Annotated in this window: 18 protein-coding genes and 1 pseudogene; 9 read left to right on the top strand and 10 right to left on the bottom strand. The window is 70.6% G+C overall.

Going from position 1 to position 24,700, the window contains the following annotated elements; genetic code table 11:
• Positions 1-77: 77 nt before the first annotated feature.
• Complete coding sequence (locus ASD90_RS00400; protein ID WP_056754122.1) at positions 78-3,167, bottom strand: DUF3427 domain-containing protein; 3,090 nt, start codon at positions 3,165-3,167, stop codon at positions 78-80.
• Between the two features lie 869 nt (positions 3,168-4,036).
• Here ASD90_RS00400 and ASD90_RS00390 point away from each other — a divergent pair.
• Positions 4,037-4,321, top strand: a pseudogene (locus tag ASD90_RS00390) (ester cyclase); the annotation flags it as partial.
• Positions 4,322-4,462: 141 nt separating this feature from the next.
• Here ASD90_RS00390 and ASD90_RS00385 read toward each other — a convergent pair.
• Positions 4,463-4,939: an SRPBCC domain-containing protein gene (locus ASD90_RS00385; protein WP_056750129.1), complete on the bottom strand. Its 477-nt coding sequence runs from the start codon at positions 4,937-4,939 to the stop codon at positions 4,463-4,465.
• Between the two features lie 111 nt (positions 4,940-5,050).
• Between ASD90_RS00385 and ASD90_RS00380 the strand changes: the two genes are divergently transcribed.
• Both ASD90_RS00380 and ASD90_RS00375 read left to right on the top strand, forming a co-directional pair.
• Complete coding sequence (locus ASD90_RS00380) at positions 5,051-6,406, top strand: glutamine synthetase family protein (protein WP_056750127.1); 1,356 nt, start codon at positions 5,051-5,053, stop codon at positions 6,404-6,406.
• A gap of 1 nt (position 6,407) precedes the next feature.
• The gene (locus tag ASD90_RS00375; RefSeq protein WP_056750124.1) at positions 6,408-7,580 is read left to right on the top strand and encodes an amidohydrolase family protein; all 1,173 of its coding nucleotides are present in this window, start codon (positions 6,408-6,410) and stop codon (positions 7,578-7,580) included.
• Between the two features lie 82 nt (positions 7,581-7,662).
• On the opposite strand, the gene ASD90_RS00370 is transcribed toward ASD90_RS00375, so the two are convergent.
• The 3 genes from ASD90_RS00370 to ASD90_RS00360 all read right to left on the bottom strand — a co-directional run bounded on the left by ASD90_RS00370 (position 7,663) and on the right by ASD90_RS00360 (position 13,754).
• The gene (locus tag ASD90_RS00370) at positions 7,663-11,268 is read right to left on the bottom strand and encodes an RICIN domain-containing protein (RefSeq protein ID WP_056750122.1); all 3,606 of its coding nucleotides are present in this window, start codon (positions 11,266-11,268) and stop codon (positions 7,663-7,665) included.
• 515 nt (positions 11,269-11,783) lie between these two features.
• On the bottom strand, positions 11,784-13,001 hold the full coding sequence (locus ASD90_RS00365) for a hypothetical protein (RefSeq protein WP_056750119.1): 1,218 nt from the start codon (positions 12,999-13,001) through the stop codon (positions 11,784-11,786).
• 126 nt (positions 13,002-13,127) lie between these two features.
• The gene (locus ASD90_RS00360) at positions 13,128-13,754 is read right to left on the bottom strand and encodes an antitoxin (RefSeq protein WP_056750117.1); all 627 of its coding nucleotides are present in this window, start codon (positions 13,752-13,754) and stop codon (positions 13,128-13,130) included.
• 174 nt (positions 13,755-13,928) lie between these two features.
• Here ASD90_RS00360 and ASD90_RS00355 point away from each other — a divergent pair, with 174 nt between their 5' ends.
• The 3 genes from ASD90_RS00355 to ASD90_RS00345 all read left to right on the top strand — a co-directional run bounded on the left by ASD90_RS00355 (position 13,929) and on the right by ASD90_RS00345 (position 16,079).
• Positions 13,929-14,447 carry a peptidylprolyl isomerase gene (locus tag ASD90_RS00355; protein ID WP_056750115.1) on the top strand — a complete coding sequence of 173 codons (519 nt, stop codon included), beginning with the start codon at positions 13,929-13,931 and terminating at the stop codon, positions 14,445-14,447.
• Between the two features lie 89 nt (positions 14,448-14,536).
• A complete protein-coding gene (locus ASD90_RS00350) occupies positions 14,537-15,487 on the top strand; it encodes a rhomboid family intramembrane serine protease (RefSeq protein WP_056750112.1) in 951 nt (316 codons plus the stop codon).
• A gap of 7 nt (positions 15,488-15,494) precedes the next feature.
• Positions 15,495-16,079 (top strand): hypothetical protein, encoded by a 585-nt coding sequence (locus ASD90_RS00345; RefSeq protein WP_056750110.1) that lies wholly within the window; start codon positions 15,495-15,497, stop codon positions 16,077-16,079.
• A 321-nt stretch (positions 16,080-16,400) separates the two neighbouring features.
• Here the strand turns inward: ASD90_RS00345 and ASD90_RS00340 are convergent, their stop codons facing one another.
• Positions 16,401-16,652, bottom strand: coding sequence for a cell division protein CrgA (locus tag ASD90_RS00340; protein ID WP_056750107.1), 252 nt, complete (start codon positions 16,650-16,652; stop codon positions 16,401-16,403).
• Positions 16,653-16,834: 182 nt separating this feature from the next.
• Here ASD90_RS00340 and ASD90_RS23270 point away from each other — a divergent pair, with 182 nt between their 5' ends.
• From ASD90_RS23270 to ASD90_RS00330, 3 genes are read left to right on the top strand one after another with little or no spacing between them, the layout of a single operon-like run.
• Positions 16,835-16,981 carry a hypothetical protein gene (locus tag ASD90_RS23270; protein ID WP_157611044.1) on the top strand — a complete coding sequence of 49 codons (147 nt, stop codon included), beginning with the start codon at positions 16,835-16,837 and terminating at the stop codon, positions 16,979-16,981.
• A gap of 52 nt (positions 16,982-17,033) precedes the next feature.
• Positions 17,034-17,834, top strand: a complete 801-nt coding sequence (locus tag ASD90_RS00335; protein ID WP_056750105.1) for a DUF881 domain-containing protein — start codon at positions 17,034-17,036, stop codon at positions 17,832-17,834.
• Between the two features lie 31 nt (positions 17,835-17,865).
• Positions 17,866-18,504, top strand: a complete 639-nt coding sequence (locus tag ASD90_RS00330) for an aminodeoxychorismate/anthranilate synthase component II (protein ID WP_056750102.1) — start codon at positions 17,866-17,868, stop codon at positions 18,502-18,504.
• Positions 18,505-18,595: 91 nt separating this feature from the next.
• On the opposite strand, the gene pknB is transcribed toward ASD90_RS00330, so the two are convergent.
• The 4 genes from pknB to ASD90_RS00310 all read right to left on the bottom strand — a co-directional run bounded on the left by pknB (position 18,596) and on the right by ASD90_RS00310 (position 24,681).
• Positions 18,596-20,446 carry a Stk1 family PASTA domain-containing Ser/Thr kinase gene (gene pknB, locus ASD90_RS00325; protein WP_056750100.1) on the bottom strand — a complete coding sequence of 617 codons (1,851 nt, stop codon included), beginning with the start codon at positions 20,444-20,446 and terminating at the stop codon, positions 18,596-18,598.
• Positions 20,447-20,534: 88 nt separating this feature from the next.
• A complete protein-coding gene (locus tag ASD90_RS00320) occupies positions 20,535-21,884 on the bottom strand; it encodes a serine/threonine-protein kinase (protein ID WP_056750098.1) in 1,350 nt (449 codons plus the stop codon).
• Positions 21,881-23,341: a penicillin-binding protein 2 gene (locus ASD90_RS00315; protein WP_056750095.1), complete on the bottom strand. Its 1,461-nt coding sequence runs from the start codon at positions 23,339-23,341 to the stop codon at positions 21,881-21,883. The genes ASD90_RS00320 and ASD90_RS00315 overlap by 4 nt, the downstream gene beginning before the upstream one ends.
• Positions 23,338-24,681 (bottom strand): FtsW/RodA/SpoVE family cell cycle protein, encoded by a 1,344-nt coding sequence (locus tag ASD90_RS00310; protein WP_056754119.1) that lies wholly within the window; start codon positions 24,679-24,681, stop codon positions 23,338-23,340. Before ASD90_RS00310 ends, ASD90_RS00315 begins: the two co-directional genes overlap by 4 nt.
• Positions 24,682-24,700 lie beyond the last annotated feature (19 nt).

Raw genomic sequence — 24,700 nt, 5'->3', positions numbered from 1 at the left:
GTGTCGCCGCAGGCCGTTGGTCGTCGAACGGCCGGGCTCGGCCGTTGACCAGCGCAGACGGCGTCGCCCACTGGCAGCTAGAGAACGACGCTGGCCGCGGCGAAGTCTGCCGCCGGCATTGGGGTCCGAAGCTGCCAGGTGATCGCGATCGGCCGCTCTCCACGGTGCTCGACGTACCGCGCTTCTCCGAGGAAGAGGTACGGCGCACCCGTGCCGAAAGCGGAGACCTTCTGCGGACGAGTGAAGAGGAGGACGTGGCTGCCGTTGGCGCGGTGGTTGAGGTAACGCTGGCCGGTCTTGGACGCAACCGATGTCACAGACTGCGACTCCCAGTGAAACAGGTCGGGACTGATCGCATAGTCCTGGTACATCGTCGTCGGTGAGTAGTCCGCCTCGGACTTATGCAGGGTCACGAGGAAGGCGTCGGCATTTGCCGCTGGCGAAAAGAGGACCCCCTCCCGGAAGCTATTGGGCTTCCGTCCGTCGATCGACACATAGTCCAGCGCAGAGACGATCTCCTCCCGTGTGTACCGGGCGTGGACCCGGAGCGGCCGCATGCCCAGCTCACCCGGCAGTCGAGTGGCGACTCGCTCGGCCCCCTGCAGTCCCAGTCTGACCACAGCCCTCAGATCCTCGCGCACGGCGGGTTCCTGCCGAAGCGCGTCAAGCCCGGCGCCATACGAGTCGAACCCACCCCCATCCGGCCACATCGAGAAGAACAGCATGCGCCCGTAGGCCTGAAGCACCGGGTCGGCGGAGTCGTAACGCGGCGAGTCATCACGCAACCACGCGAGATAGGCTCCCGCGCGCTCGCGATCGTCGACATGGCAAAGCGCGCGGGCCCGCTTCAGAAGAGACAGCTCCATCGGTCCCTCCTGCGGCACCTCGAGCCCCGCCTCGCGCCTCAGGCGAGCCCACGAGCGATCGCCGCGGATCACGTCGACCAGCTCCACGCCGGAGTCGTCGAGGAACGTACCCAGGTCGTCGATGGGGTGGGCTCGCAGCTCCGACGTGATGTTGGGCCAGCGTTTGGTGACCTGACTCTTGATGTTGTCGAGAACGAGGTTCTGACTCTGGTGGTCGAGCACGATCTGCGTTCCGGCGGGAAGGAACGGAAAGCCCTGTTCGATGTCGCGCTCGAGCACGGCGCGAGTACTGCCGGTCATCGCCCGGAACCTTTGATCGAACCGGAACTCCTTGCGGTGGTGGCCGACGAAGTCGAGTGCGGTGAGCACTGCCTTGTCGTTCGCACGTCGGAGCCCTCGTCCAAGTTGTTGCAGAAAGACCGTGGAACTCTCCGTGGGCCGGAGGAAGAGCACGGTGTTGATGGCCGGTACGTCGACCCCCTCGTTGAACACGTCGACGGTGAACACCACCTGTACGGCACCGTCTCGAAGGTCCTTAACCGCGGCGTCACGGTCAGCGGATGCAGCGTCGCCGAGCACCGCCGCCGCTTTGATCCCGGCATCGTTGAAGACTTTGGTCATGTAGCGCGCATGGTCGCGGGAGACACAGAAGCCGAGCGCCTTCATTGCAGTGAGGTCGGCGACCTTGTCACGAACAGCCTTCAGGACGATCCGGGCGCGAGCGTCATTGCCGGTGAACAGATTCGACAACTCGCCTGGGTCGTAGGCGCCGGCCTTCCAGTCCACGCGGGTCATGTCCATGCCATCGGCGACGGCGAAGTAGTGGAACGGGGTCAACAGGTCTGCTCTGAGGGCGTCCCACAGCCGCAACTCGGCCGCGGTGCGGCCGCCGAAGAACGACCGCACGTCCAGGCCGTCGCCACGTTCAGGGGTGGCTGTCAGGCCAAGCAGCTCACGGGGGTTGAGGTGATCGAGGATCCGTCGGTAAGTCTTCGCCTCTGCGTGGTGGAACTCGTCAATGACGACGACTCGATAGGCCCCCGCGGGGATGTTCGTGATGCCGTAGGCCGACAGTGACTGCACCGAAGCGAAGACGTGCTCCCACCGTTCGGGGCGACGACCGTCCACGTAGAGCTCGCCGAAGTTTGCGTCGGCGAGAACCTCTCGGTAGGTCCGCAGGGACTGCTGGAGGATCTCTCGCCGGTGGGCGACGAAGAGCAGTCCCGGAAGCGTCGGACCATCGGCGGCCATGCGCCGGTAGTCGAGCGCAGCGACAACCGTCTTCCCGGTACCAGTCGCCGCGACCAGGAGGTTCCGGTGGCGGCCATGCACGATTCGCTCGACTTCAAGCTGGTCGAGCATCTCCTGTTGGTAGGGGTACGGCCGCACCTCGAGGCCCGAGAGCGTCAGCGTCACCCTGTCGTTGATGCGCTTGCCGGCTGCTTCAGCCAGCGCGTCGTCCAGCCTGTCGCGGTCCGCGTCGGGGTCGTAGCTCTCGAACGTGGCGTCGTTCCAGTAGCTGTCGAACGTGGCGAGGAACTTCCGCAGTACAGGCGGCGTGGACACGGACGACAGGCGCACATTCCACTCGACGCCATCGAGCATCGCCGCGCGGGAAAGATTGCTGGAGCCGACATAGGCCGTGTCGAAGCCGGTGTTGCGCCGGAAGAGCCACGCCTTCGCGTGGAGTCGTGTTCGCTGCGCGTCGTGCTGGACCTTGACCTCGGCCCCGAAGTCCCTCACGAGCCGATCCAGGGCGTCCCGCTCGGTAGCCCCCATATAGGTCGTCGTGATGAGGCGGAGAGGGACGCCACGCTCGCAGGCGCTCTTGAGTCGGTCCTCGAAGAGGCGAAGGCCGTACCACTTGACGAAGGCCATGATGACGTCGACCCGGTCGGCACTAGCCAGCTCGGCTCGAATCTCGTGGCCCACCCCTGGCTCACCGTGCGCGTTGGTGAGGAGGGCGGCATCCGAGAGTGGGGTCGACGGACGCTCACTCAACACCCCGAGAACCGCGCCGGGAGCGGGTGGCGTAGTCAGAGCGAGAAGCTGCCCAGCCCTAGAGACCGAATCCTCGGAAGCCCCGAGAGCCTCGACCAGCTGGTTAACCATGGCCAAGCGACGCCCCGCATCCCGCTCCTGGCGCAGGAACCTCAGCGTCACATCGCGGACGTGCCGTGCCAGGACGTCCGGCTCGTCAGCCTCGTCGACTAAACCGCGGTGAACGTCGAGGGCTGAAACACCCGCCAGGCGCTGCTCCAACGCGCGCGTGATGAGACTCTCGTACAGCCCCTCGAGCAGGCCCTCTTCCCCGTTGCTCACCCGAGGCAGCTTGCCAGGTGCGGGCAACAGAAGCCGCGCTTTTCAGTTCGGCGGCAGGAATCGTTGGCCGACGAATGTCCATTGCCTATTTCTTGGGCGCGGGGACTGACTCCAGACCATTCCCGACAGCTAGGAACCAGTCGTTCTCCGAGAGGTGATCGCGAAGCACCCAGTGGCAAAGTCGAAGCAGTGCCATCTCCGATGGAATGTGGCGCCTTTTCGCATCAGCGTCATGTTCAGTCGCCTGGCTGCGTCAGCGCCCACGGCCCCCCCGAGCGTCGCCAGGCCGGCACCCGACGCGTCGGAGGATCACTCGATCAGGTGATGTCTCGCCCGCCAGCACGGGACGAGGAGGAACAGCATGGCCGTCATCATGATCTCCGAGGTGCCGGGTGCCGACCGCGGCCTGGTCGAGGGCCTCCGGGCCTCCGGGCTGCTCGACGCCCTGCCCAAGATGCCGGGCTTCGTCAGCCACGTCAGCGGCCCGACCGACACCGGCTTCCGCGTCGTCGAGGTGTGGGACCGGAAGGAGTCGCACCAGGCTTGGTACGACCACCACGTCGCACCCAACCTGCCGACCGGACTGTCCGCCACCCCGCCCGAGTACATCGAGCTGATGATCACCCTGCCCGAGCCCCACGACGAGCCTCACGGCCACCGGGCCCCGCGGCGACCGCCTGAGGGCCCGGTCATGGACAACACCGCGACGATGCGTCGCGCCTACGAGCTCATCAACCACGGCGACATCGACGGCTTCGGCGAGCTGATGGCCGAGGGCTTCGTCGAGCACGAGGAGGTGCCGGGCCTCGCGCCCACCAAGGCGGGCGTGATCGACGTTCCGCGCCTACCGCGTCGCCTTCCCAGACCTGCACATGAAGGCTGTCGAGGTGCTCGAGAGCGGCGACCGGACCATCGCCCGGGTGGCCGCGTCGGGCACCCAGCGCGGCGAGTTCATGGGCCTGCCGGCATCCGGCCGCCACGCCGAGACCCAGCTCATCGACATCATGCGGTTCGACGCCGACGGCAAGATCGTCGAGCACTGGGGCGTCATGGACATGCTGACGATGATGCAGCAGCTCGGTGCCATCCCGGACGGCCCGCCTGCACCTCCGGGGAAGTCGGCCGGCCACTAGGCGGACGCGGCGACCACGGGTGCTGCCGACTCGCCGGCACCCGGCGGCCGCAGCGCCGGCGCACCGAGGGCGACCCCGAGCCCGGGGTCGCCCTCGCGGGCCGCCCGGCGTGAGGGCCGCGCGAGCCGCCGCCATCCGCGCTCAGTCGTGCTCGCGGACGGCGAGCGTCAGGGCGTTGAGGCGCAGCTGGATGCCGCCGCGCAGGTGGGCCAGGTCGACGTCGCCCGTGCCATCAGTCGTCGTGACGAGCGTGACCTGCTCGGTCCACGTGAGCTGCGTCGACCGTCCGTCGTCGGCGGGCTCCAGCTCGACGGTCACGAGCGAGGCCCAGCGCACCACGCCGTCGACCACGGCCCGGTAGGCGAGGACGAGGCGGCGGTCCGGCTCGAGGTCGAGGTAGTGGGACTGGTTCTCGAGGACCTCGGGCGGTGCCTCGAGCGTGGTGAACGACGCCCGCGCCGTCTCACCCCCGCCCACGCGGAAGTCGTGCTCGTAGCTCGCGCCCGAGCCGGGCATGCGGACCCAGCGTCGCCGGATCGCGTCGTCGGAGAAGGCCGCCCACACCGCACTCGGCGCGGCGGGGACGGTACGCGAGAGGCTCAGGGTGTCGTGCCGCATGTCTGCTTCAAGGACGTGGAGGGCGGATCTACTCCCGCCGGACGCCAGCCGGTGCCCACCGTTCCGGTGGTTGGGGCGCCGTGACGGGTCGGGCAGGAGCAGACTGCCGTCATGAGCTCGAGCGTGCCGGACGCCGACGACCTCACCGAGTCCCTCACCCGCCAGGGCGTACGTGTCGTGGCGGGGTGGGCGACCAACGCCTCCAACCTCGTCCACGCGAAGTCGATGCCGGTCGAGCGGACTGCCGCCTTCGTCGCGGCCGGCGCGGGCATGTCGCAGGTCCACCACGGCTACTCGCTCGACGGCTCGATCCAGCTCACGCCGTTCTACGACGCGGTCGGCGACCTGCGGATGCGTCTCGTGCCCGAGGGCGTACGCGTGCTGCCCGGTGGTCTGGCCGCCGGGCCCACGCACGTGGTGACGCAGGACGGCGAGCCGGATCCGACCGCGCCGCGTCACGTCCTCGCGGAGATGGTCGACCGGCTGGCCGCTGCCGGCCTGACCGCCCGGGTCGGCCACGAGCTCGAGTTCGTCCTCGTCGCCCCGGACGGGTCGGCGCTCCCACACGCGGCGTGGACGCCCTACGGCCTGACGGCCCTCGTCGACCGGTCGGCGCTCATCGGCGAGATCGTCGACGTCGCGACCGCCGCGGGGCTCGGCATCGAGCAGGTCCACGCGGAGTACGGCGCCCACCAGCTCGAGGTGTCCCTCGCACCGGAGGCCCCCGTCGCGGGGGCGGACTCGGTGATCCTGCTCAAGACGGTGATCGGGATCGTCACCCGCGCGCACGGACTGGCGGCCTCCTTCTCACCGGTCCCCTTCGCCAGCACGGTCGGCAACGGCGCGCACCAGCACCTCTCCCTCGCCGCTGAGGGCGTCAACCTCTTCGACGACCCGGCGGTCACGACGCCGCACCGCATCTCGACGCGGGGTGGGCACGCCATCGCCGGGCTTCTCGACGGGCTCATCGGGGCGCAGGCCGTCCTCACGGGCTCGATCGTCTCGGGTCGTCGGCTCCGACCCGGCCTGTGGTCGGGAGCGACGATCTGCTGGGGCGCCGAGAACCGCGAGGCCGCAGTGCGATTCCTCGCCGGCGGACCCTCGAACCCGCACGGCGCGAACATCGAGGCGAAGCTCGTCGACCCGTCGGCAAACCCCTACCTCGCCTCGGCGGTGCTGCTCGGCCTGGCCCATGACGGCATCGAGCGCCGGTTGCCGCTCCCGCCTGAAACCGTCCGCGACACAGGGCAGCTCGACGACGCCGACCGCGCCCGGGCCGGACTCTCGCTCGTCCTGACCGACCAGGGTGCGATCCTCGACGCCTTCACTGGATCGGTCGCCGAGCGCGTCCTCGGTGAGCGGGCGGCGGCAGCCCTGATCGCCGTCCGACGCCACGAGCGGGACGCCTTCGCGGGCCTCGCACCTGAGCAGCTCTGCGAACGACTCCGACTCACCTGGTCGATCTGAGATGGCACCCAGGACCGTCGGAGCAGTCCGCGACCTGCTCGCCGTGGTCGGCGCCACTACGCTCGTCGACCACCACGTGCACGCCGCCTTCCGCGCTGCTCCGAGCCGGGCGGCATACGGCGAGGCCCTCAACGAGGCGGACACCGACCCGCTCCCGGCAGGCGCCGACCCCTTCGACAGCCAGGTCGGCTTCGCGGTCCGCGCCTGGTGCGCCCCGGTGCTCGGGCTCGACCGTCACGCGGCCCCCGACGACTACTGGGCCCGCCGCACCGAGCTCGGGGAGGACGAGGTCAACCGGCGCTTCCTCACCGCCGCCGGGGTCAGCGACTGGCTCGTCGACACCGGGCACCGGGCCGACGACCTGCTGACGCCGACCGAGCTCGCGACGGCCGGGGGCGGCCGCGCCCACGAGGTGGTGCGGCTGGAGTCGCTCGCCGAGTCGGTCGCGCAGGCCGGGACCGAGCCGAGGGCGTATGCCGCCGCCTTCGGGGCGCTGCTCGCCGACCGGGTGCGTGGTGCCGTCGCGGTCAAGTCGGTGCTCGCCTACCGCGCGGGCTTCGACGTCGACCTGAGCCGGCCGAGCGATGCCCAGGTCGAACGCCACGTCGCGGCATGGCTCAGGGAGGTGGGACGGACCGGCTCGGTCCGGCTCACCGACCCGCGGCTCATCGCGTTCGGCATCCACGAGGCGATCGGGCTGGCCCTGCCGCTCCAGCTGCACGTCGGGCTCGGCGACCGGGACATGGACCTGCGGCGCTCGGACCCGTTGCTGCTCACCGACTTCCTCCGGATGCCCGAGGTGTCGAGCGTGCCGGTCATGCTCCTGCACTGCTACCCGTTCGAGCGGCAGGCCGGCTACCTCGCGCAGGCCTTCCGCAACGTCTTCCTCGACGTAGGCCTGTCGGTCAACTTCCTCGGCGCGCGGGCGGCGTCGCTCGTCGCGCGGAGCCTCGAGCTCGCGCCCTTCGGCCAGGTGCTCTACAGCTCGGACGGCTGCGGCCCGGCGGAGCTGCACTTCCTCGGAGCCCGCCTGTGGCGCAACGCGATCGCCCGGGTCGTCGGTGGCTTCGTCGCCGACGACGAGTGGGCGGCCGCGGACGCGAGCCGGGTCGTGCGGATGATCGCGCGCGACAACGCCGTCCGCGCCTACGGCCTGCCCGCGACCGGCTCCTGACGCGACGAAGGCCCGGTTCGAGGTATTCGCGTGCGTGTTTCCACGCGCGGAATACCTCGAACCGGGCCCGTCCCGGCGCCGGTTAGTTCGCCGTCGCCGTCCAGCGCTGCGTCGCCGCACCGGTGTCGGTCACCTGGACGACCTTGCCGGCCCCGTCGACGGCGAGCGAGAGCCCGCTGTGCTTGGCGGTGATCTTCAGCTGCGTGCCCGACCGCGTGACGGTCCACTGCTGGTTCGTCGTGCCGGTGCAGGTGTACTGCCCGACGAGCGCGCCCGACGTCTGCGAGCTGTAGAAGACGTCCATGCACTGCCCGCTCTGCGCGTTCTTCACCTGGTAGGCGCCGGAGTCCTGCAGCGTCACGACCCACTTCTGCGAGCCCGACGACGACACCGCCGCCGTGCCGAGCTGGGACGAGTCCGACCCCGGTGCCTCGAGGGCGAGCCCCGACCCGACGTTGCCGAGGGAGTACTGCCCGTCGGCGATCGGCGGCGGCACGACGTCCTCGGTGCCCACCGTCATCGCGAAGACGTGCACCGCGGAGTTGGCCGGCAGGGTCACCGCGGCCACCTCCTTGGCCGGGTCGAGCCGCACCGTCTTCGTGTAGAGGCGGTACGCGACGGTCGGGTAGGCCGCGCCGGTGGGCGTGTTCTTGCCCATCGTCGTGACCGCCGTCCTCGCCCCGTAGGTGTCGGTCGCGAGGCAGCACCAGTTCGGGAAGCCGACCGTCACTGCGGCCGACGACCCGTCCGTGTAGTGCACGGTCGCCGCACCGCCGGCCGAGCCGCTCGTCCCGGTGCCCAGGAACGCCAGGGCGTTCCCCCTGCCCGACACCTGGATCGTCTCTCCGGCCGATGCGACGTTGTCCTTCGTGCCCGGCTGCGACGACGGCCACGTGAAGTCGAAGCCGTTCGCCGTCACCTTCGCCCCGGGCGAGACGCCTTGCGCTGCAAGGCGTTCGGCGATAAAGCTCGACCCACCGCCGTCGATGTCGCCTGCTGCGGGCGACGCCAGCGCCGTCACGCCGACGTTGCTGAAGGCGCTCGCCAGCGACGGGAACGCCAGACGGGTCTTCGTGCTGTCGGTGACGGTCCGCGAGACGTCCCGCGCGGTGTATGCCGCAGACGCGCTCACGGCATACGACCCGGGCTTCGCCCCGGCTGGGGGTGTCACGCTGAAGCGGGCGGTGAAGGTGGCGCCGTCCTTGAGGTCGGTGGCCGTCGTCGGCCCGGAGGCCACCGACGTCCAGCCGGTCGGCACGCCCACCGACGTGGACGTCACCTGGACCGGCTTGCCCGTGGAGTTCGTGAACGTCGCCGTGACCTCGCGAGCCTCGCCGGGAACCGAGATGACGGGTGCCTTGACGTCGAGGGTCGCGTCGAGCTCACCCGGCTGGGCGCCACCGACGGCGCCGGCGCCGGTGATCTTCACGGTGTGCGCCGACGCGGTGGACGTCGACGCCGTCCGGACGTGGATGACCCCGGTGGCCGAGTCGTAGAACCACCCGCTCACCGCGGCGTCCAGTGCCGCCTCCGAGCCCACTTCGGCGACGTCGACACCGTCGACGGCGACCGCCGACGGGGCCGAGTTCGTGTGCACGGCGAGGTCGTAGCCGCGCGAGGCGGGCTTGCCGGCGTACGAGCCGTTCACCGACCCGAGGGTCACGGTCACCGGACCCTTGCCGACCGTCGGCGCCCCGACGTCGAAGCGCTGCGTCGCACTCGCGCCGGACGCCCACGCCTGCGAGCGGCCGTCGTCCTCGTAGTTCGTGAACGTCGACGTGCCCGACGGGTAGACCTCGAGGTCGAGGCGACCCGAGGCCTTGCCGGCCTTCCAGTCGAGCGTGCCCTCGGGGAACATCGGTACCACGGCACCGGCCCGGACGAAGAGCGGCAGCCGGTCGAGCGGGGCCTTGTAGCCGTCGACCGTCTGCTTGCCGGAGTAGAGCCGGCCGGTCCAGTAGTCGACCCACGTCCCCTCGGGCAGGTAGATGCCGTCGCGCACCGTCGTGTCGGAGTAGACCGGCGCGACGAGGAAGTCGTCACCCGCGAGGAACTCGTACTTCGCCGCGTCGCCCCACGTCGCCGGGTCCTTCGGGTAGTTGGCGTAGAGCGGGCGCGTCGGCCCCAGACCGGTCTTCGACCCGTTGACCGTGTGCGTGTAGAGGTAGGGCAGCAGCCGCTCGTGCAGCTCGAGGTAGCTCCGGTTGATCGTCGTGTACGGCTCCCCGTAGCGGTAGGGCTGCTTGTCCTTGGCCGCCCACCCGCTCATGGCATACGTCATCGGCAGGAACATCTTCCACTGGAGGTCGCGCGTGTACGTGTCTGCGCTGCCGCCGAAGATGCCGTCGATGTCGCCCGTCGTCACCGGCTGCCCCGAGAGCGTCGAGCCGGCGTACGTCGGGATCTGCCACTTGATGTAGTCCCACGACCCCGACTGGTCGCCGCTCCACATCGCGCCACAGCGCTGCGTGCCCGCCCAGCCCTCGATCGTGAGGACGGTCGCGCGGTCGGTGCTGCCCGACTGGATGCCGTCCCGGGCCTTCTCGCAGGCGTCGAGCGCGAAGCGGTAGCCCGGGCCGACCCAGGCGACGTCGGTCTTGCGCACCCGCACGCCGCTCGCGACCTCGTACGGCTGGTTGGTGAGGTCGGACTGGGTCCAGAGGCCGAGCTCGGACCCGTGGTCGACGAGCATCTCGTGGGTCACGGGGAGGTCCTCGTAGCCGCAGCCGTAGCCGTCGTTGACGAGCGTCCAGCCGAGCGGCATGCCACTGGCCCGGTAGCCGTCGGCGATCGCCGTGGTGTCGCGCAGCGTCTCGCGCTCGCCACGGTTCGCGTTGTGGAGGTAGCAGTCCGCGTCCCCGAGCTCGAGCGCGTACATCGGCAGCATGAGGGGCCGGCCGGTCAGCTCGGTGTAGCCGTCGAGGACCTGCCGGGTGTCGCCGACGAAGTAGTACGCGTCGAAGCGCTGCTCCTGGTGGGTCGTGCGCACCGGCGAGTGGAAGTCGTAGGTGCCAGGTGCGAACGTGTTGCGCAGCACGCCGTAGCCCGCGCTCGAGAGGTAGAAGGGCGCGGCGTTGGGGTTGCCGCCGTCGTCCCAGTTGTAGTCGCGGCTGATCGTGATCGCGGTGTCGCGGTGGCTGAAGCGGCCGTTCTGCATGCCCCCGCCGAAGAACTGCTCCTGGGCGCCCTGGGCGAGTGTCTGGGTCATGCCGCTCGCGTTCCAGGCCAGCGGCGCGGTCTCGCGCATCAGCTCGGCCCCGCTCGCGTCCTCGAGCCGGAAGGTGATCGGTGCCTTCGTCACCGTGAGCCGCGCCTTCGCCGTCGAGATGACGTATGCCGTGCCGGTGTCGGTCACGCTCGACGCACCGCCCGGGTAGTCCCGCTTGACGACGATGTCGGCGTCGGGCGCCGACGGGTCTGCCGGGTCCGCGCTCGCGGGGTCGGTGAACGTGCCGTCGGGGGCGACCTGCACGCGCAGCAGGTCGGTGTCGTCGACCTCGACGCGCAGCTTCGCCGTGCCCGATCCGAACGTGTACGTGTCGCCGCTGCGGCTGTAGGCCGTCACGTCGCCGAGGTGCGAGTCGGCCGCCTGCGCGGGGCCGGACACGAGCACCAGGCCGGAGAGGGTGACGGCGGCGCCGGCGAGGGCACCCACCCCTCTCCGCACTGTGTGTTTGAAACTGCTCATTCAAGCATCCTTTCGCTCACAATCAGTCACCCTCTGTGGGTAGGACCGTAGGGGTGGGCGGAAAGGGGCGTCAAGAGGTCGGGGCAAATCGGTCGTGCTCGGCGTGTCCCGACCACTCCCGAGGACCTACAGGCAATCCACGGGATCTTCCTCTGGCGCAACCTCGACTCTGGTGCCATGCTCAGTGGTGCAGCAATCTCCGCGCCTCTTCAGGGACGCCGGAACTCGTGGGTGTGATGCGTGGAAGGAACCGAACTGACGCGCTTGATGTGATGCAATCTTCATCGAGCCCCTCGCGCAACCAGCCGGACAGGGTCTAGACTGGTGGTAGCGAAGGGTTGGGCCCGCACGAACCGCGCCCAGCCCTTCTGCATGTGCTGGCTCGCACTGTCCCCCTGTCGGTGCGAGCCAGCTCAAGCAGAGAAGGACCCGGATGCCATGGGCATCCGGGTCCTTCTCTGTCCACTCCCGGTTCCGGCGCCGAGCCCTGCACGGGCCCGGCACCAGAGGGGGACTCAGCTCGTGCTGTCGCCGTTCTCCTTGGCGACCCTGGCCTTGGCCGACCCCCGGGGGGACGACTTCGTCGAGGCGCCGTTGATCGTGCCGCCCTCGACCGCCTCGGACGTGATCGCGTCGGAGTCGGGCGCGGCGTCGACCGCCGTCACCTCACCCTCGGCGGTCGCCGGAGCGCCGGCGAGCTCGTCGGTCGCGTCGTCCACGGCATTCGTTGCGGACTCGGTCGCGGAGTCGACGGCATCCGTTGCGGCGTCGGTCGCGGCGTCGACGGACTCGCCGGAGCGGTCCTTAGCGTCGGCGATCGCGGCCTGGCCCTTGGCGGCGAGGTCGCCGGCCTTGTCCTTGGCCGCGTCGGCGAGCTCGGAACCCTTCTCCTTGGCCTTGCTCGCGGCGTCGGCGACGGCCTCCTTGGCGTGGCCGACCTGCTCGGCGGCCTTGTCCTTGAGGGTCGCGGCGTCGGACGCGAGCGCCGAGGTCGTCGAGCCACCCGCGCCCGCACCGGAGCGCGAGTCGAGGGGCGTGGCCCACGGGTCGTCGGCCTGCTTCTGCTTGCGGAAGGCGGCGACGGCGGCGACAGCGGCAGCGGTCAGGCCGATGGCGATGAGCCACTTGCCCTTGCCGCCACGCTTCTTGGCGACCGCGTCACCCTTGAGCACCGAGTAGGCGTCCTGGGCGCGATGGCCACCGACCGCCGCCGACTCCTTGGCCTGCGCCGCAGCCTGCTCGAGGTGCGGCTGGGCCGCCTCGCGAGCCTGCTCGGCACCGGAGGCGAGCGCAGCGGCCGCCGTGGCGATGGCGGCCCCGACCTTCGGCAGCACGGTGTCGACCAGCGTCGACTGTGCGGCCTCCACCTTCGGCTTGGCTCGGTCGGCAGCCTCGTGCAGCGCGTCACCCGCAGCGTCCTTGGCGGTCGCCGCGGCGTCGTAGAAGCGCTCGCGAGCCGTGTCGGCCGCGTCCGCCAGTGCGGGCGTCGCAGCGTCCTTGGCCGCCACGAGCCGCTCGCGCGTCGCGCCAGCCGCGTCCTGCAGCGCAGGCGTCGCGGCGTCCTTCGCGGCATACGCGCGATCCTTCGCGGCTGCAGCGGCGTCGCTCGCGGTGTCGGCAGCGCTGTCCTTCAGCGTGCCGATCCGGTCACCGGCCGCCGACCCGAGATCGGCCGCCGTGGAGCGTGCCTGGTCAACTGCAGCCTCCGTGCGGGACTGCTTGGTTCGGAACATACGTCCTCCTAAGTCCACTCGTCCTTACCCATCCTGCCAAGTTCGGCCACGTACTGCACGGACACCGCCCATGCGTGGACGGCGCCGTCACCGGCGCCGCTCGCGTATGCCGTCACGCCCCGCCGTTCAGCTCGTGCCGTCGTGCGGCGGGCGAGGCCCGCGCGGGGTCGCGTCGGCGTCCTCGGGGGCCGGCGCGTCCGGGTGCCCGGCCGGTGCGGTCGGCGGGTGGTCGAGACCGAGCACGGTGTCCTCGAGCGTCGTGTCGGTGAGCGACTCGCGGGCCGGGACCGGCAGGTCGCCGGCGGCCGCGTCGAAGCCGCCCTCCGTCACGGGCGTCGGCCGGTCGAGGGGGGACGGGGCGTCGAGGGGGCTGGCCGACACCGGGGCGGGAGCCTCGGGGTCGACCGGGAAGGGCTCGCCACCCGTCACGTCGGTCGCGCCCGCGGCCGCCGCCGCACCGGTCGCGGTGGTCGGCCCCGAGGTGCGGCCCTCGGCGACCTTGTCGACGCCGCGGTCGACGTGCCCGCGGACCTTGGCCACCTTGTCGGCGTACTTGCCCTCGGTCTTCTCGTCGATCTTCGTCGTGGCCGTCTCGACGTAGCCGTCGATCTTCTCGCGGTTCTGGGCGGCGTAGTCGCCCGCCTTCTCCCGCGCCTGCTTGGCCGCCTGCGTGGCGGACTCCTGCAGCTGTCTGGCTTTCGTCTCGAGGTCGAGCTCCTCGGCCTTCTTCTTCAGCTTGTCCATGAACGACATCGGCACTCCGTCCTGCGCCGGCTCCTGGCCGGCTGCTCATCGGGTCGCGTCCTCGACTGCTGTGAGGATGATCCTTCTCCTTGGCCAACGGTGGGTCCACCCCCAGCGTTCCGCCACCCATGGCGCATACCCGCCCGGACGGCATACGTGCTCGGTCGTGCGAGGATTGGGCCCATGAAGGCAACCCTGCACACGAACCACGGTGACATCGTCATCGACCTCTTCGAGCACCAGGCCCCGAAGACCGTGGAGAACTTCGTCGGTCTCGCCAAGGGCGAGAAGGAGTACAAGGACGACGCGGGCCGCACCAACCCGACCCCGTTCTACGACGGCCTGATCTTCCACCGCATCATCCCGAACTTCATGATCCAGGGCGGCTGCCCGATCGGTCAGGGCTTCGGCGGTCCGGGCTACGCGTTCGACGACGAGATCAGCCCCGACAAGGACTTCACCAAGCCCTACATCCTCGCCATGGCCAACGCCGGCAAGCGCATGGGCAAGGGCACCAACGGCTCGCAGTTCTTCATCACGACCGCTGCGACCACCTGGCTCCAGGGCAAGCACACGATCTTCGGTGAGGTCGCCGACCAGGCCTCGCGCGACGTCGTCGACAAGATCGGCGCGGTCGCCACGGGCGCCAACGACAAGCCCGTCGAGGACATCGTCATCAACTCGGTGACCGTCGAGGACTGACCCTCCGGGTCCATCGCACGACCGCACCATCCGCACCACCCGCACCACCGCACCACCGCCCACGGACGTGACCGGCAGGGGGAACCCCGTTGTCTGACAACCCGCCCAGCGGCCAGCCCGGCCAACCCCCGCCCGAGTCGGGGGTCCCGCAGCCCGCTGCCGGTCCGTCCGTGTGCCCGCGCCACCCCGACCGGGAGGCCTACGTCCGCTGCCAGCGCTGCGGCCGGCCGGCGTGCCCGGAGTGCCAGCGCCCCGCCGCCGTCGGCATCCAGTGCGTCGACTGCGTGCGTGAGGCCGCCCGGACCACGCCCAGCGCCCGCACCGTCTTCGGTGGTCGCGCGACCGACGGCACCCCGGTCGTCACCTACACGATCATCGCGGTCTGCGCCGTCGTCTACCTCGCGCAGCGCGCCAACCCGAGTGTCACGGAGAAGTTCGCGTTCGCGCCGTTCCTCGGGTGGACCGAGCCGTGGCGCTTCGTCACCGCGGCCTTCCTGCACTCCCCGTCGACGATCTTCCACATCCTGCTCAACATGTTCGCGCTGTGGACGCTCGGTCAGTACCTCGAGCCGATGCTCGGCCGCGCGCGGTTCGCCGCGCTCTACCTCATCAGCGGCATCGGCGGTCAGGTCGCCGTGACGCTCCTGGCGGGCTCGCCCACGATCGCGGGCCTGCGCGCCGGTCTGGATGATGCCTGGCTGACTCCCGTCGTCGGCGCGTCCGGCGCGATCTTCGGACTCTTCGGCGCGCTCCTCGTGCTCAACCGGCACCTCGGGCGCTCGTCGGCCGCGATGTACGCGACGATCGCGATCAACGCCGCGTTCGGCTTTTTCTACCCCGGCATCTCGTGGCATGCGCACGTCGGCGGCTTCGTCACCGGCATGGCCTGCGCCGGTGTCATCGTCGTCTTCCGCCGCCAGGGCGTGCGCCACCTCGTGTGGACCGCGCTCGGAGCCGTCCTCGTGCTCCTCGTGGCCGTCACCGTCGTCAAGTACCTCACCGTGCCCGAGGTCATCCGCGAGCTCAGCATCTTCGGCTGAGGTCGTCGTGCACCTCGTCTGCGTCACCGGTCCGCCGGCCGTCGGCAAGATGACGGTCGGTCGGGCCGTGTGCGACCTGACGGGCTTCCGGCTCTTCCACAACCACATGTCGATCGAGCCGCTGCTCGGGGTCTACGACTTCGGCACCCCCTCGTTCCAGCGGATCAACGCCATGATTCGCCGGGAGGTCATCGCCGAGTCCGTCGTCGCCGACCTGCCCGGCCTCGTCTTCACCTTCGCCATCGACCTCGACCACCCGGCCGACCTCGCGCAGCTGCGGGAGCTCGTCGAGCCGGTCGAGCGAGCCGGCGCTCCCGTCGACGTCGTCGAGCTCTATGCACCCCAGGACGTGCGCCTGGCCCGCGAGGGCGGCACCGACCGGATGGACCACAAGCGCAGCAAGCGGGACGTCGAGTGGGCCCGTTCCCATGTCGTCGACCTCGAGTCGCGGGCGCGGTTCAGCACCGACCCGGCCCGGGACGGCGAGCGCCTGCTGCCCGGGCACCGCCACCTGCGCCTCGACAACGACCACGGCGATGCCCGCGCCACGGCCGAGCGGGTCGTCACCGAGCTCGGCCTGCCCCGGCTCTGACGTCCTCGACAACCGGCGCCCACGGGTCGTCGTGGCTGCTGTCCCCAGCCGACGGGTGGAGTTGTCCACCGGGTGTGGATAAGCCTGTGGATGTAGTTACACACCTGTCATTCATCCCCAGCTGGGGACAACGGTGTGGATAACTCTCGTCATCCGCGCCAGAGGTTGTGCACGGGCGTCATCCACAGCTGTGGACCGGGAACCACCGTGCCGGCTGTCCACAGGTGTGGACAGCCGGCACCGGGACGCTTGTGTGCAAAAGGGCCGCTCCGTCGCGTCGACGGAAGCGGCCCCTGTGTGCTCTGGGTGATGCCTGGTGCGTCAGCGCCAGCGCATCGTCATGATGAACCCGCCCATGAGCAGGACGAAGCCCACCCCGAGGTTCCAGACCCCGATGGACCCGATCGGGTACTTGTACTCGGTCACGTAGTAGACGACGATCCACAGCAGCCCGAGGACGAGCAGCGTGATGAAGACGGGCGCCCACCAGGTGGGGTTGGGCTCGGCGGCCTTGCTCGTGCGGGGCGGGGTGTAGGCCGTCGCCTTGTGGTCGCGGCCTTTGGACTCGGGCACTGCGTTCTCCTTGGGTCTGAGTTGAGGCAAGGGTAACCAATGACACGCCCGGCGTCCGCGTGTCCCGACGGCGAGCGGGCGGATGCGCCCCCTGTCTGCGCCCCGCCCGCCGCCGGTCCCTACACGGTGACGGGACGAGGATGACACCCGGATGCCTCGATGTCGCGTCCGTAGTTCCTCCGTTGCACGAACACGCAGCCCCACGCGGCCTCGTCACGCAGCTCGGGGCGACCAACCGCGCCGCGGCCGGCCTCGCCCTGCGCGGCGGCACCCAGATGAGCGAGGCGGCGTCGGTCGTCCCCTACCTCCGGTCGGTCCACGCGCCGTGACGAGGCACAATGGAGGCGGCGCGGACGGTCCGCGCGAGCGAGGACACCTGTCATGAACGACGTCGAGCCGCCCGAGTCGGCGACGGTCGAGCACGCTGCCGAGCCGGCGGCGTCCCCCTCGACCGCCCGGCGGCGACTCCGTCTGACGTGGGGGCTGCTCGTCCCGGTCGTCATGGCGGCGGCCGGCGTGATGTTCGCGATGAGCTTCCAGACCGCGCAGGGACGCGACCTCCGGGCCGACCGGGACCTGCCGCAGCTGATCATGGAGGGTGACTCGCGGGTGGCCGAGAAGGCCGGCGTCCTCGACGGGCTCCAGAAGGAGGTCGAGGCGCTGTCGAAGTCGAACGCCCCGACCGACGACCACCTCTCGAGCCTGACCCGCACCGCCGACGAGCTCGCCGCGTCGGCCGCGACGACCACGGTCCGGGGCTCCGCCCTCGAGGTGACCCTCGACGACGCGAAGCGCACGGCCGACTCCCTGCCCGACGGCTTCACCGCCGACGACATCGTGGTCCACCAGCAGGACGTGCAGGCCGTCGTCAACGCGCTCTGGACCTCGGGCGCCGAGGCGATGATGATCCAGGACCAGCGGGTCATCTCGACGAGCGCCGTCCGCTGCGTCGGCAACACCCTCATCCTCCAGGGTCGCGTCTACGCCCCGCCCTACCGGATCAGCGCCATCGGCGACGTCGACCGGATGCAGCAGGGGCTCGACGCCGACGCGTCGGTCAACATCTACAAGCAGTACGTCGATGCCGTCGGTCTCGGCTACGCCCTGCACACGCACGGCTCGATCGAGTTCCCGGCATACTCGGGCTCGGTCGACTTCCAGTACGCGTCGCCGATCCGCTGAGCGCGCCCCACCACCCCTCTGAGGCCCCCGCATGACCAGCCCCACCCGCATCCTCGTCGTCGACAACTACGACAGCTTCGTCTACACGATCGTCGGCTACCTCGAGCAGCTCGGCGCCGACTGCACCGTCGTGCGCAACGACGCCGTCCCCGCGTCTGACGCGGCCGCCTACGACGGCGTGCTCGTCTCCCCGGGACCCGGCACGCCCGAGGCCGCAGGGGTGTCGATGGAGATCATCCGCGAGTGCGCCCGCCTCGCGAAGCCGATGTTCGGCGTGTGCCTCGGCCACCAGGCGCTCGGCGTCGTCGCCGGCGCGGTCGTCGGGCGCGCGCCCGAGCTGCTCCACGGCAAGACCTCGCTCGTGCACCACGACGGCACCGGGGTCCTCGAGGGCCTGCCCAGCCCGTTCACCGCGACCCGCTACCACTCGCTGACCATCGACCCGGCGACCCTGCCCGACGAGCTCGTCGCGACCGGCAGCACCGACTCGGGCCTGGTCATGGCGGTGCGCCACCGCGACCTGCCGCTGCACGGGGTGCAGTTCCACCCCGAGAGCGTCCTGACCGAGGGCGGCCACCGCATGCTCGCCAACTTCCTGGCCCTGTGCGGCGACACCGACGCGGTCGAGCGCTCGGTCGGGCTGAGCCCCCTCGTGACCGCCGCCGTCTGACGCGACGGTCGACACGGCATACGCGACCTCACACGACGAAGGGCCCCTCCCGCTCGGGAGGGGCCCTCGGCCGTATGCCGTGTGCTGACCCCTAGGGGGTCGGTGGCGGGCTGGTCCCCGTATCGGTCGTGGTGTCGGTGGGCGGCGGCGGGGGCGTGATCGTGACGGTCGCCGTCTGGCTCGGCGTGCGCGCCACCTTCACCGTGATGTCGGTGCCGAGCTTGACGACGTCTCCGGACCGGTCGACCGAGAGCACCTCGTCGGGGTTCTTGTCGGAGTCGACGGTCTGCTTGACCGGGTTGAGCCCGGCGTTCTGGAGCGCGACGGCCGCGAGGGCCCAGTCCTTGCCGACGAGGTTGTCGGGCACCTTGACGTTGCCGGTGGCGTAGAAGATCTTGATCTTCGACCCCTTGGGGACGACGGCCTGTGCAGCCGGCTCGGTCTTGGTCACCTTGTTCTTGTCCTGGTCGGGGGTGTTCTCCTCCTGGAAGCCCGACACGACGAAGCCCTGCTTCTCGAGCTCGGCGCGGGCGTCGTCCTTGTTGAAGCCGGTGACGTCGGGGACGGTGAGGTTGTCGGGGCCGGTCGACACGACGTACTTGACGACCGACAGCTCGGCGATCCGCGTGCCTGACCTGGGGTCCTGGCTGATGACGTCGCCCTCGGTGACGGTCGTGCTCGCCGCCGTCGACTTCTCGCCCCGGAGGTTGTTGGTCGCCAGGGTGCGCGCGGCGACGTCCTCCTTCATGCCCTCGATCGTGGGCACGGACACCAGCGTCACGTCAGGGGTCTGGTTGCCGAACCACTTCACGCCACCCCACCCGACAAGGGCGAGCAGGGCGATGACGAGGCCGGTGATGAGCACCGCCTTGCCCGTGCCGCCCTTCCGGTCGTCCGCGTCCTGCTCGTCGTGGCCGACGGCGGGCAGGCCCGCGGTGTTCGCGTAGCGCTCGCTGCGGGAGGTGACGGGGGCCTGGACCGCGGTGGGAGTGCCGGGAGCGGCATACGCCTGCGGGAGGGTCTGGGTGGCGGCGGCGCCCACGGCGGCCGCGGTCCCGAGGGCCGCCGCGCTGATCCGGCGGCCGAGCCGGACGTTCTCGAGGTCGTCCCGGAAGGCGGTGGCGTCCTGGTAACGGGCCTCGCGGTCCTTGGCCAGGGCGTGCAGGGTCACGGCGTCGAGGTCGCCGGCGACGGCGTCGTTGAAGACGCTCGGCGGCTGGGGCAGCTCGCCGACGTGCTGGTAGGCGATCGCGACCGCGGAGTCACCCGTGAAGGGTGGGCGGCCGGCCAGCAGCTCGAACAGGAGGCAGCCGGTGGAGTAGAGGTCGGACCGCGCGTCGACCGTCTGGCCCTGGGCCTGCTCGGGCGAGAGGTACTGCGCGGTGCCGACGACCGACTGGGTCTGGGTCATCGTCGCGGCCGTGTCGGCGATCGCCCGGGCGATGCCGAAGTCCATGACCTTGACGTGGCCGCCGGTCGTGATCATGACGTTGGCCGGCTTGATGTCGCGGTGGACGATGCCCATCCGGTGGCTGTAGGCGAGGGCGTCGAGGATGCCCTCGGTGACGCGGATCGCCTCGGCCGGCTGGAGCTGCTGCTGGTCGGTCAGCTGCTGGCGCAGGGTCTCGCCGTCGACGTACTCCATGACGATGTAGGGCAGCGTCGTCCGCGTGCCGTTGGGGCCCTCGACGACGCTGTCGTCCTCACCCGAGTCGAAGATGGCCACGATCGCCGGGTGGTTGAGCCCGGCGGCGGACTGCGCCTCGCGGCGGAACCGCATGAGGAAGTTCGCGTCGCGGGCGAGGTCGGACCGCAGCATCTTGATCGCGACCTGGCGCCCGAGTCGCGTGTCGTGGCCGAGGTGGACGTCGGCCATGCCGCCTCGACCGATGAGCTCGCCGACCTCGTAGCGTCCGCCGAGGACACGGGGTGCGGTGCTCACGTCGTTGGCCTCTGGTCGTTCGGGTGCTGGGTCATCCTGGTCCACTCGTCGGGCGCCTGGATCGCGCTGCTCGGGCTGGTCGGTCATGTCAGTTCGCCTTGCCCTTTCCCTTGCCCTTGCCGGCATGGGCGGGCTGCTGCATCGTGCTCGTCGTGATGGGGACGGGGGCCTGGGTCACGGTGCGGCTCGGGGCCGCCGTGGTGGTCGTCCGCATGGCGGTCGGCGTGGCGGTCGGCGTGGCGGTCGGCGTGGCGGTCGGCGTGGTTGCCGGGGCGGTGGCCGCGGGCGGCGTCGGTCGGGCCGCCGGGCTCGCGTCCGGTCCGCTCATGACGCTGCCGAGCGCGAAAGCACCCCAGGCCACGAGAGCGACGGCCGGGACGGCCAGCCAGGCCCACCGGCGTGCGGCCGGGTGCTCCGAGGGGCTCCCGGTCAGGCGATGACGGTCGGCGCGCGAGGCGAGTCCCTCTGTGGCGGAAGCGAGTCCGGCCGCGGCGGGCGCAGCGCGGCCGGTCGTGTCGGCATGGGCCAGCGGAAGGGCTCGCGTCGCGACGGCGGCCGGGACGATCGCGGTGGTGTCGGCGGCGACGGGCGGCGGTGTGACGCCCGGGAGCGACCCCAGGGGCACGCCGGCGGCGTCGGCGACGGTGCGCGCGTCGGCCGGACGGTCGGATGCTGCCTTGGCCAGGCACGCGTCGACGACCTCCCGCAGGTCGAGGGGCACGGTCGAGGGCAGCTCGGGCGGAGGGTCGTTGACCTGCGCGATGGCCGTCGCGACGGGCGTGCCCATGTCGAACGGCTTGCGGCCGGTGATCATCTCGTGCGCCACGACGCCGAGCGAGTAGATGTCACTCGCCGCGGTCGCCGGCTCGCCGAGAGCCTGCTCCGGGCTGATGTAGTCGGGCGTGCCGAGCACCTCGCCGGTGAGGGTGTGCCCCGAGCCGTCGCCGACCCGGGCGATCCCGAAGTCGGTGAGCTTGGCCTGCCCCTCGGGCGTCACGATGATGTTGGCGGGCTTGACGTCGCGGTGCACGACGCCGGCCTCGTGGGCCGCGGACAACGCCAGGGCCGCCTGGCCGAGCAGCGAGCGCACCTCCTCGGCCGGCATACCGCCGTCGCTGTCGCGGATGAGGTCGCCCAGCGTGCGTCCGGGGACGAGCTCCATGACGAGGTAGGCCGTGCCGTGCTCCTCGCCGTAGTCGAAGACGGACGCGATGTTGGGGTGGTGCAGCGAGGCGCTGCCCCGGGCCTCGTCGCGGAAGCGCTCGAGGAAGGCGTCGGCCTCGGGACCCTGCGGCCGCATGACCTTGACGGCGACGGGACGCTGGAGCACCTCGTCGGTGGCCTCCCAGACGTCGCCCATCCCGCCGGACGCGATGGCCGTGCCCAGGGTGTAGCGGCCGCCGAGGGTCGCACCGGTCGTGAGGCTCGCGAGACTCATCGGCTCAGCACCGCCTCCATGACGTCGCGGGCGATCGGGGCGGCGACGCGGCCGCCGCCGATCTCGCTGCCCGTGACGCCGCCGTCCTCGACGACGACGGCGACAGCGACCTTGGGGTCGGTGGCCGGCGCGAACGAGATGAACCACGCGTGCGGTGGCTTGCCGGGGTCGTGCTGCGCCGTGCCGGTCTTGCCCGCGACCTCGACGCCGTCGATCTGCGCCCGGGCCCCGCTTCCGTGGTCGACGACCGAGACCATCATCTTGGTGAGCGTCGAGGCGGTCTGCTCCGAGACGGCCTGGGAGAGCTCCACCGGATCGGGGGTCGACTCGATGATGTCGAGGTTCGCGCTGCGCACCGACTGGATGAGATAGGGAGTCATGACCCGGCCCTGGTTGGCGATGCCGGCCGCGACCATGGCCATCTGGAGCGGCGTCGCGCGCACGTCGTACTGGCCGATCGCGGCCTGCGCGGCCTGCGGGGCGTTGAGGTCGGCCGGCACCGAGCTCACCGACACGCGCATCGGGATCTGCAGGGCGTCACCGAATCCGAACTTCGCGGCCTGGGCACGGATCTTCTCGCCGCCGAGCTCGAGGCCGAGCGAGCCGAACGCGGTGTTGCACGAGATCTCGAGCGCGTGGATGAGCGTCGTCTCGTTGCCCGGCCCGCAGGCCCGGCCGTCCTCGTTGGGCAGGTTGGTGCTCGTCAGCGGCAGGTCGAGCTCGGGCGGCCCGGGGACGGTGGAGTTCTCGTCGCTGACGACGCCGCTCTCGAGGGCCGCGGCCGCCGTGACCACCTTGAAGGTCGACCCGGGCGGGTAGACGCCGTTGATGGTGCGGTTGAGGTAGGCCTTGTCCTTGTCGGTGGACAGGGCCTGCCACGCCTTCGACGCCTTGTTGAGGTCGTGGCTCGAGAGCGGGTTGGGGTCGTAGGAGGGGTGGCTCACCATCGCGAGGATCGCGCCGGTCTTCGGGTCCAGCGCCACCACGGCCCCCTTGTTGTCGCCGAGGGCCTTGTCGGCAGCGGCCTGCGCCTTGGGGTCGATCGTCAGCTCGATCGTCGCGCCCGAGGTCTTGCGGCCCGTGATGAGGTCGGTCACCCGCCGGACGAACAGCGTGTCGGCGTCGCCGGAGAGCAGGTCGTCGGAGGCGTGCTCCAGACCGTAGGGGGCGCCCACGGCATACGAGTAGAAGCCGGTCGTCTGCGCGTACAGCTGGTCCTGGGGGTAGGTGCGCAGGAAGCGGTACTGGTCCTGGACGGGCACCGACTTCGCCACGGCCTGGCCGCCGACGATGATCGAACCGCGTTCGCGGGAGTAGCTGTCGAGCAGGGTGCGCTTGTTGGACGCCATCGCGCCCAGCGACTTGGCCTGCGTGAACTGGACGACCGTCGACGCGACGAGCAGCGCGGTGAAGAGCGCTGCGATGACGACCGACAGGCGGCGGATCGGGGTGTTCACGTCAGCCTCACCACCTGGGTGACCTCTGCCGGGGCCGGCTCGTCGGCGGCGACACCGACCGGGATCTCGGGCATCGGTCGGCGGGCCTGGTCGGAGATGCGCAGCAGCAGCGCCATGATCACCCAGTTCGCGAGCAGGGACGAGCCACCGAGCGACATGAAGGGCGTCGTGAGGCCGGTCAGCGGGATGACCCGCGTGACGCCGCCGATGACGATGAAGAGCTGGAAGGCGACGGAGAAGGAAAGGCCGATGGCGAGGAGCTTGCCGAAGCCGTCACGCACGCCCAGGGCGGTCCGGATGCCGCGCTCGCAGAAGATGAGGTAGAGCACGATGATCGCGACGGAGCCGAAGAGGCCGAGCTCCTCACCGAGGCTCGTGAAGATGAAGTCGCTCTCGGCGAACGACGTCAGGTAGGGGCGGCCGGCGCCGAGCCCGGTGCCCGTGAGACCACCCGAGGCCATGCCCCACAGGCCGTTGGCCAGCTGGTTGGACCGCTCGAGGTTGTCCTGCGAGAACGGGTCGAGCCACAGGTCGACGCGCTTCTGGAAGTGCGTGAAGGCCGACAGGGCGAAGGCGACGGCCGCGGCGAAGAGGATCAGGCCGATCGCGATCCAGGACACGCGCTCGGTGGCGACGTAGAGCATCGCGACGAAGAGACCGAAGAAGAGCAGGGCCGAGCCGAGGTCCTTCTGGAAGACGAGGACGAGCAGGGCGAGGACCCAGGCGACGAGGATGGGTCCGAGGTCGCGCCCGCGCGGGAACGTGAAGCCGAGCACCTTCTTGCCGGCGAGCGAGAGCACGTCGCGGGTCTGCACGAGGTAGCCGGCGAAGAAGATCGCGAGGGCGATCTTGGCGAACTCTCCGGGCTGGAAGTTCATCGGGCCGATGGAGATCCAGATCTGCGAGCCGTTGATGGTGCGTCCGATGCCGGGCACGAGCGGCAGCAGGAGCAGCGCGAAGCCGAAGGCCATGGTCACATAGGTGTAGCGGCGCAGCAGGCGGTGGTCGCGCAGCAGGAAGAGGACGGCGATGGCGAGGACCACGGCGAGCGTCGTCCAGATGATCTGCCGGTAGGCGTCGCCGTCGGTGCCGAGCTTGCCGCGGGCGAGGTCGAGCCGGTGGATCATGACGAGACCGAGCCCGTTGAGCACGGTGGTGATCGGCAGGAGCACGGGGTCGGCGTACGCCGCCTTCCACCGGAGCACGAGGTGGACCGAGAGCACGAGGGCGGTGAAGCCACCGGCGATCGGGATGATGTTGGCCGGCACCGTGCCGTTGCGGTTGAGGTCGGTCGTGACCCACGCGAGCAGCACGATCGCGATGGCGAGGACCAGGAGCATCAGCTCGGCGCCACGGCGG

The sequence above is a fragment of the Terrabacter sp. Root181 genome, assembly GCF_001428505.1.
Classification (GTDB): domain Bacteria; phylum Actinomycetota; class Actinomycetes; order Actinomycetales; family Dermatophilaceae; genus Terrabacter.
Note: the sequence above shows the minus strand (reverse complement) of the source record. Positions and strands in the feature narration are given on the sequence as shown.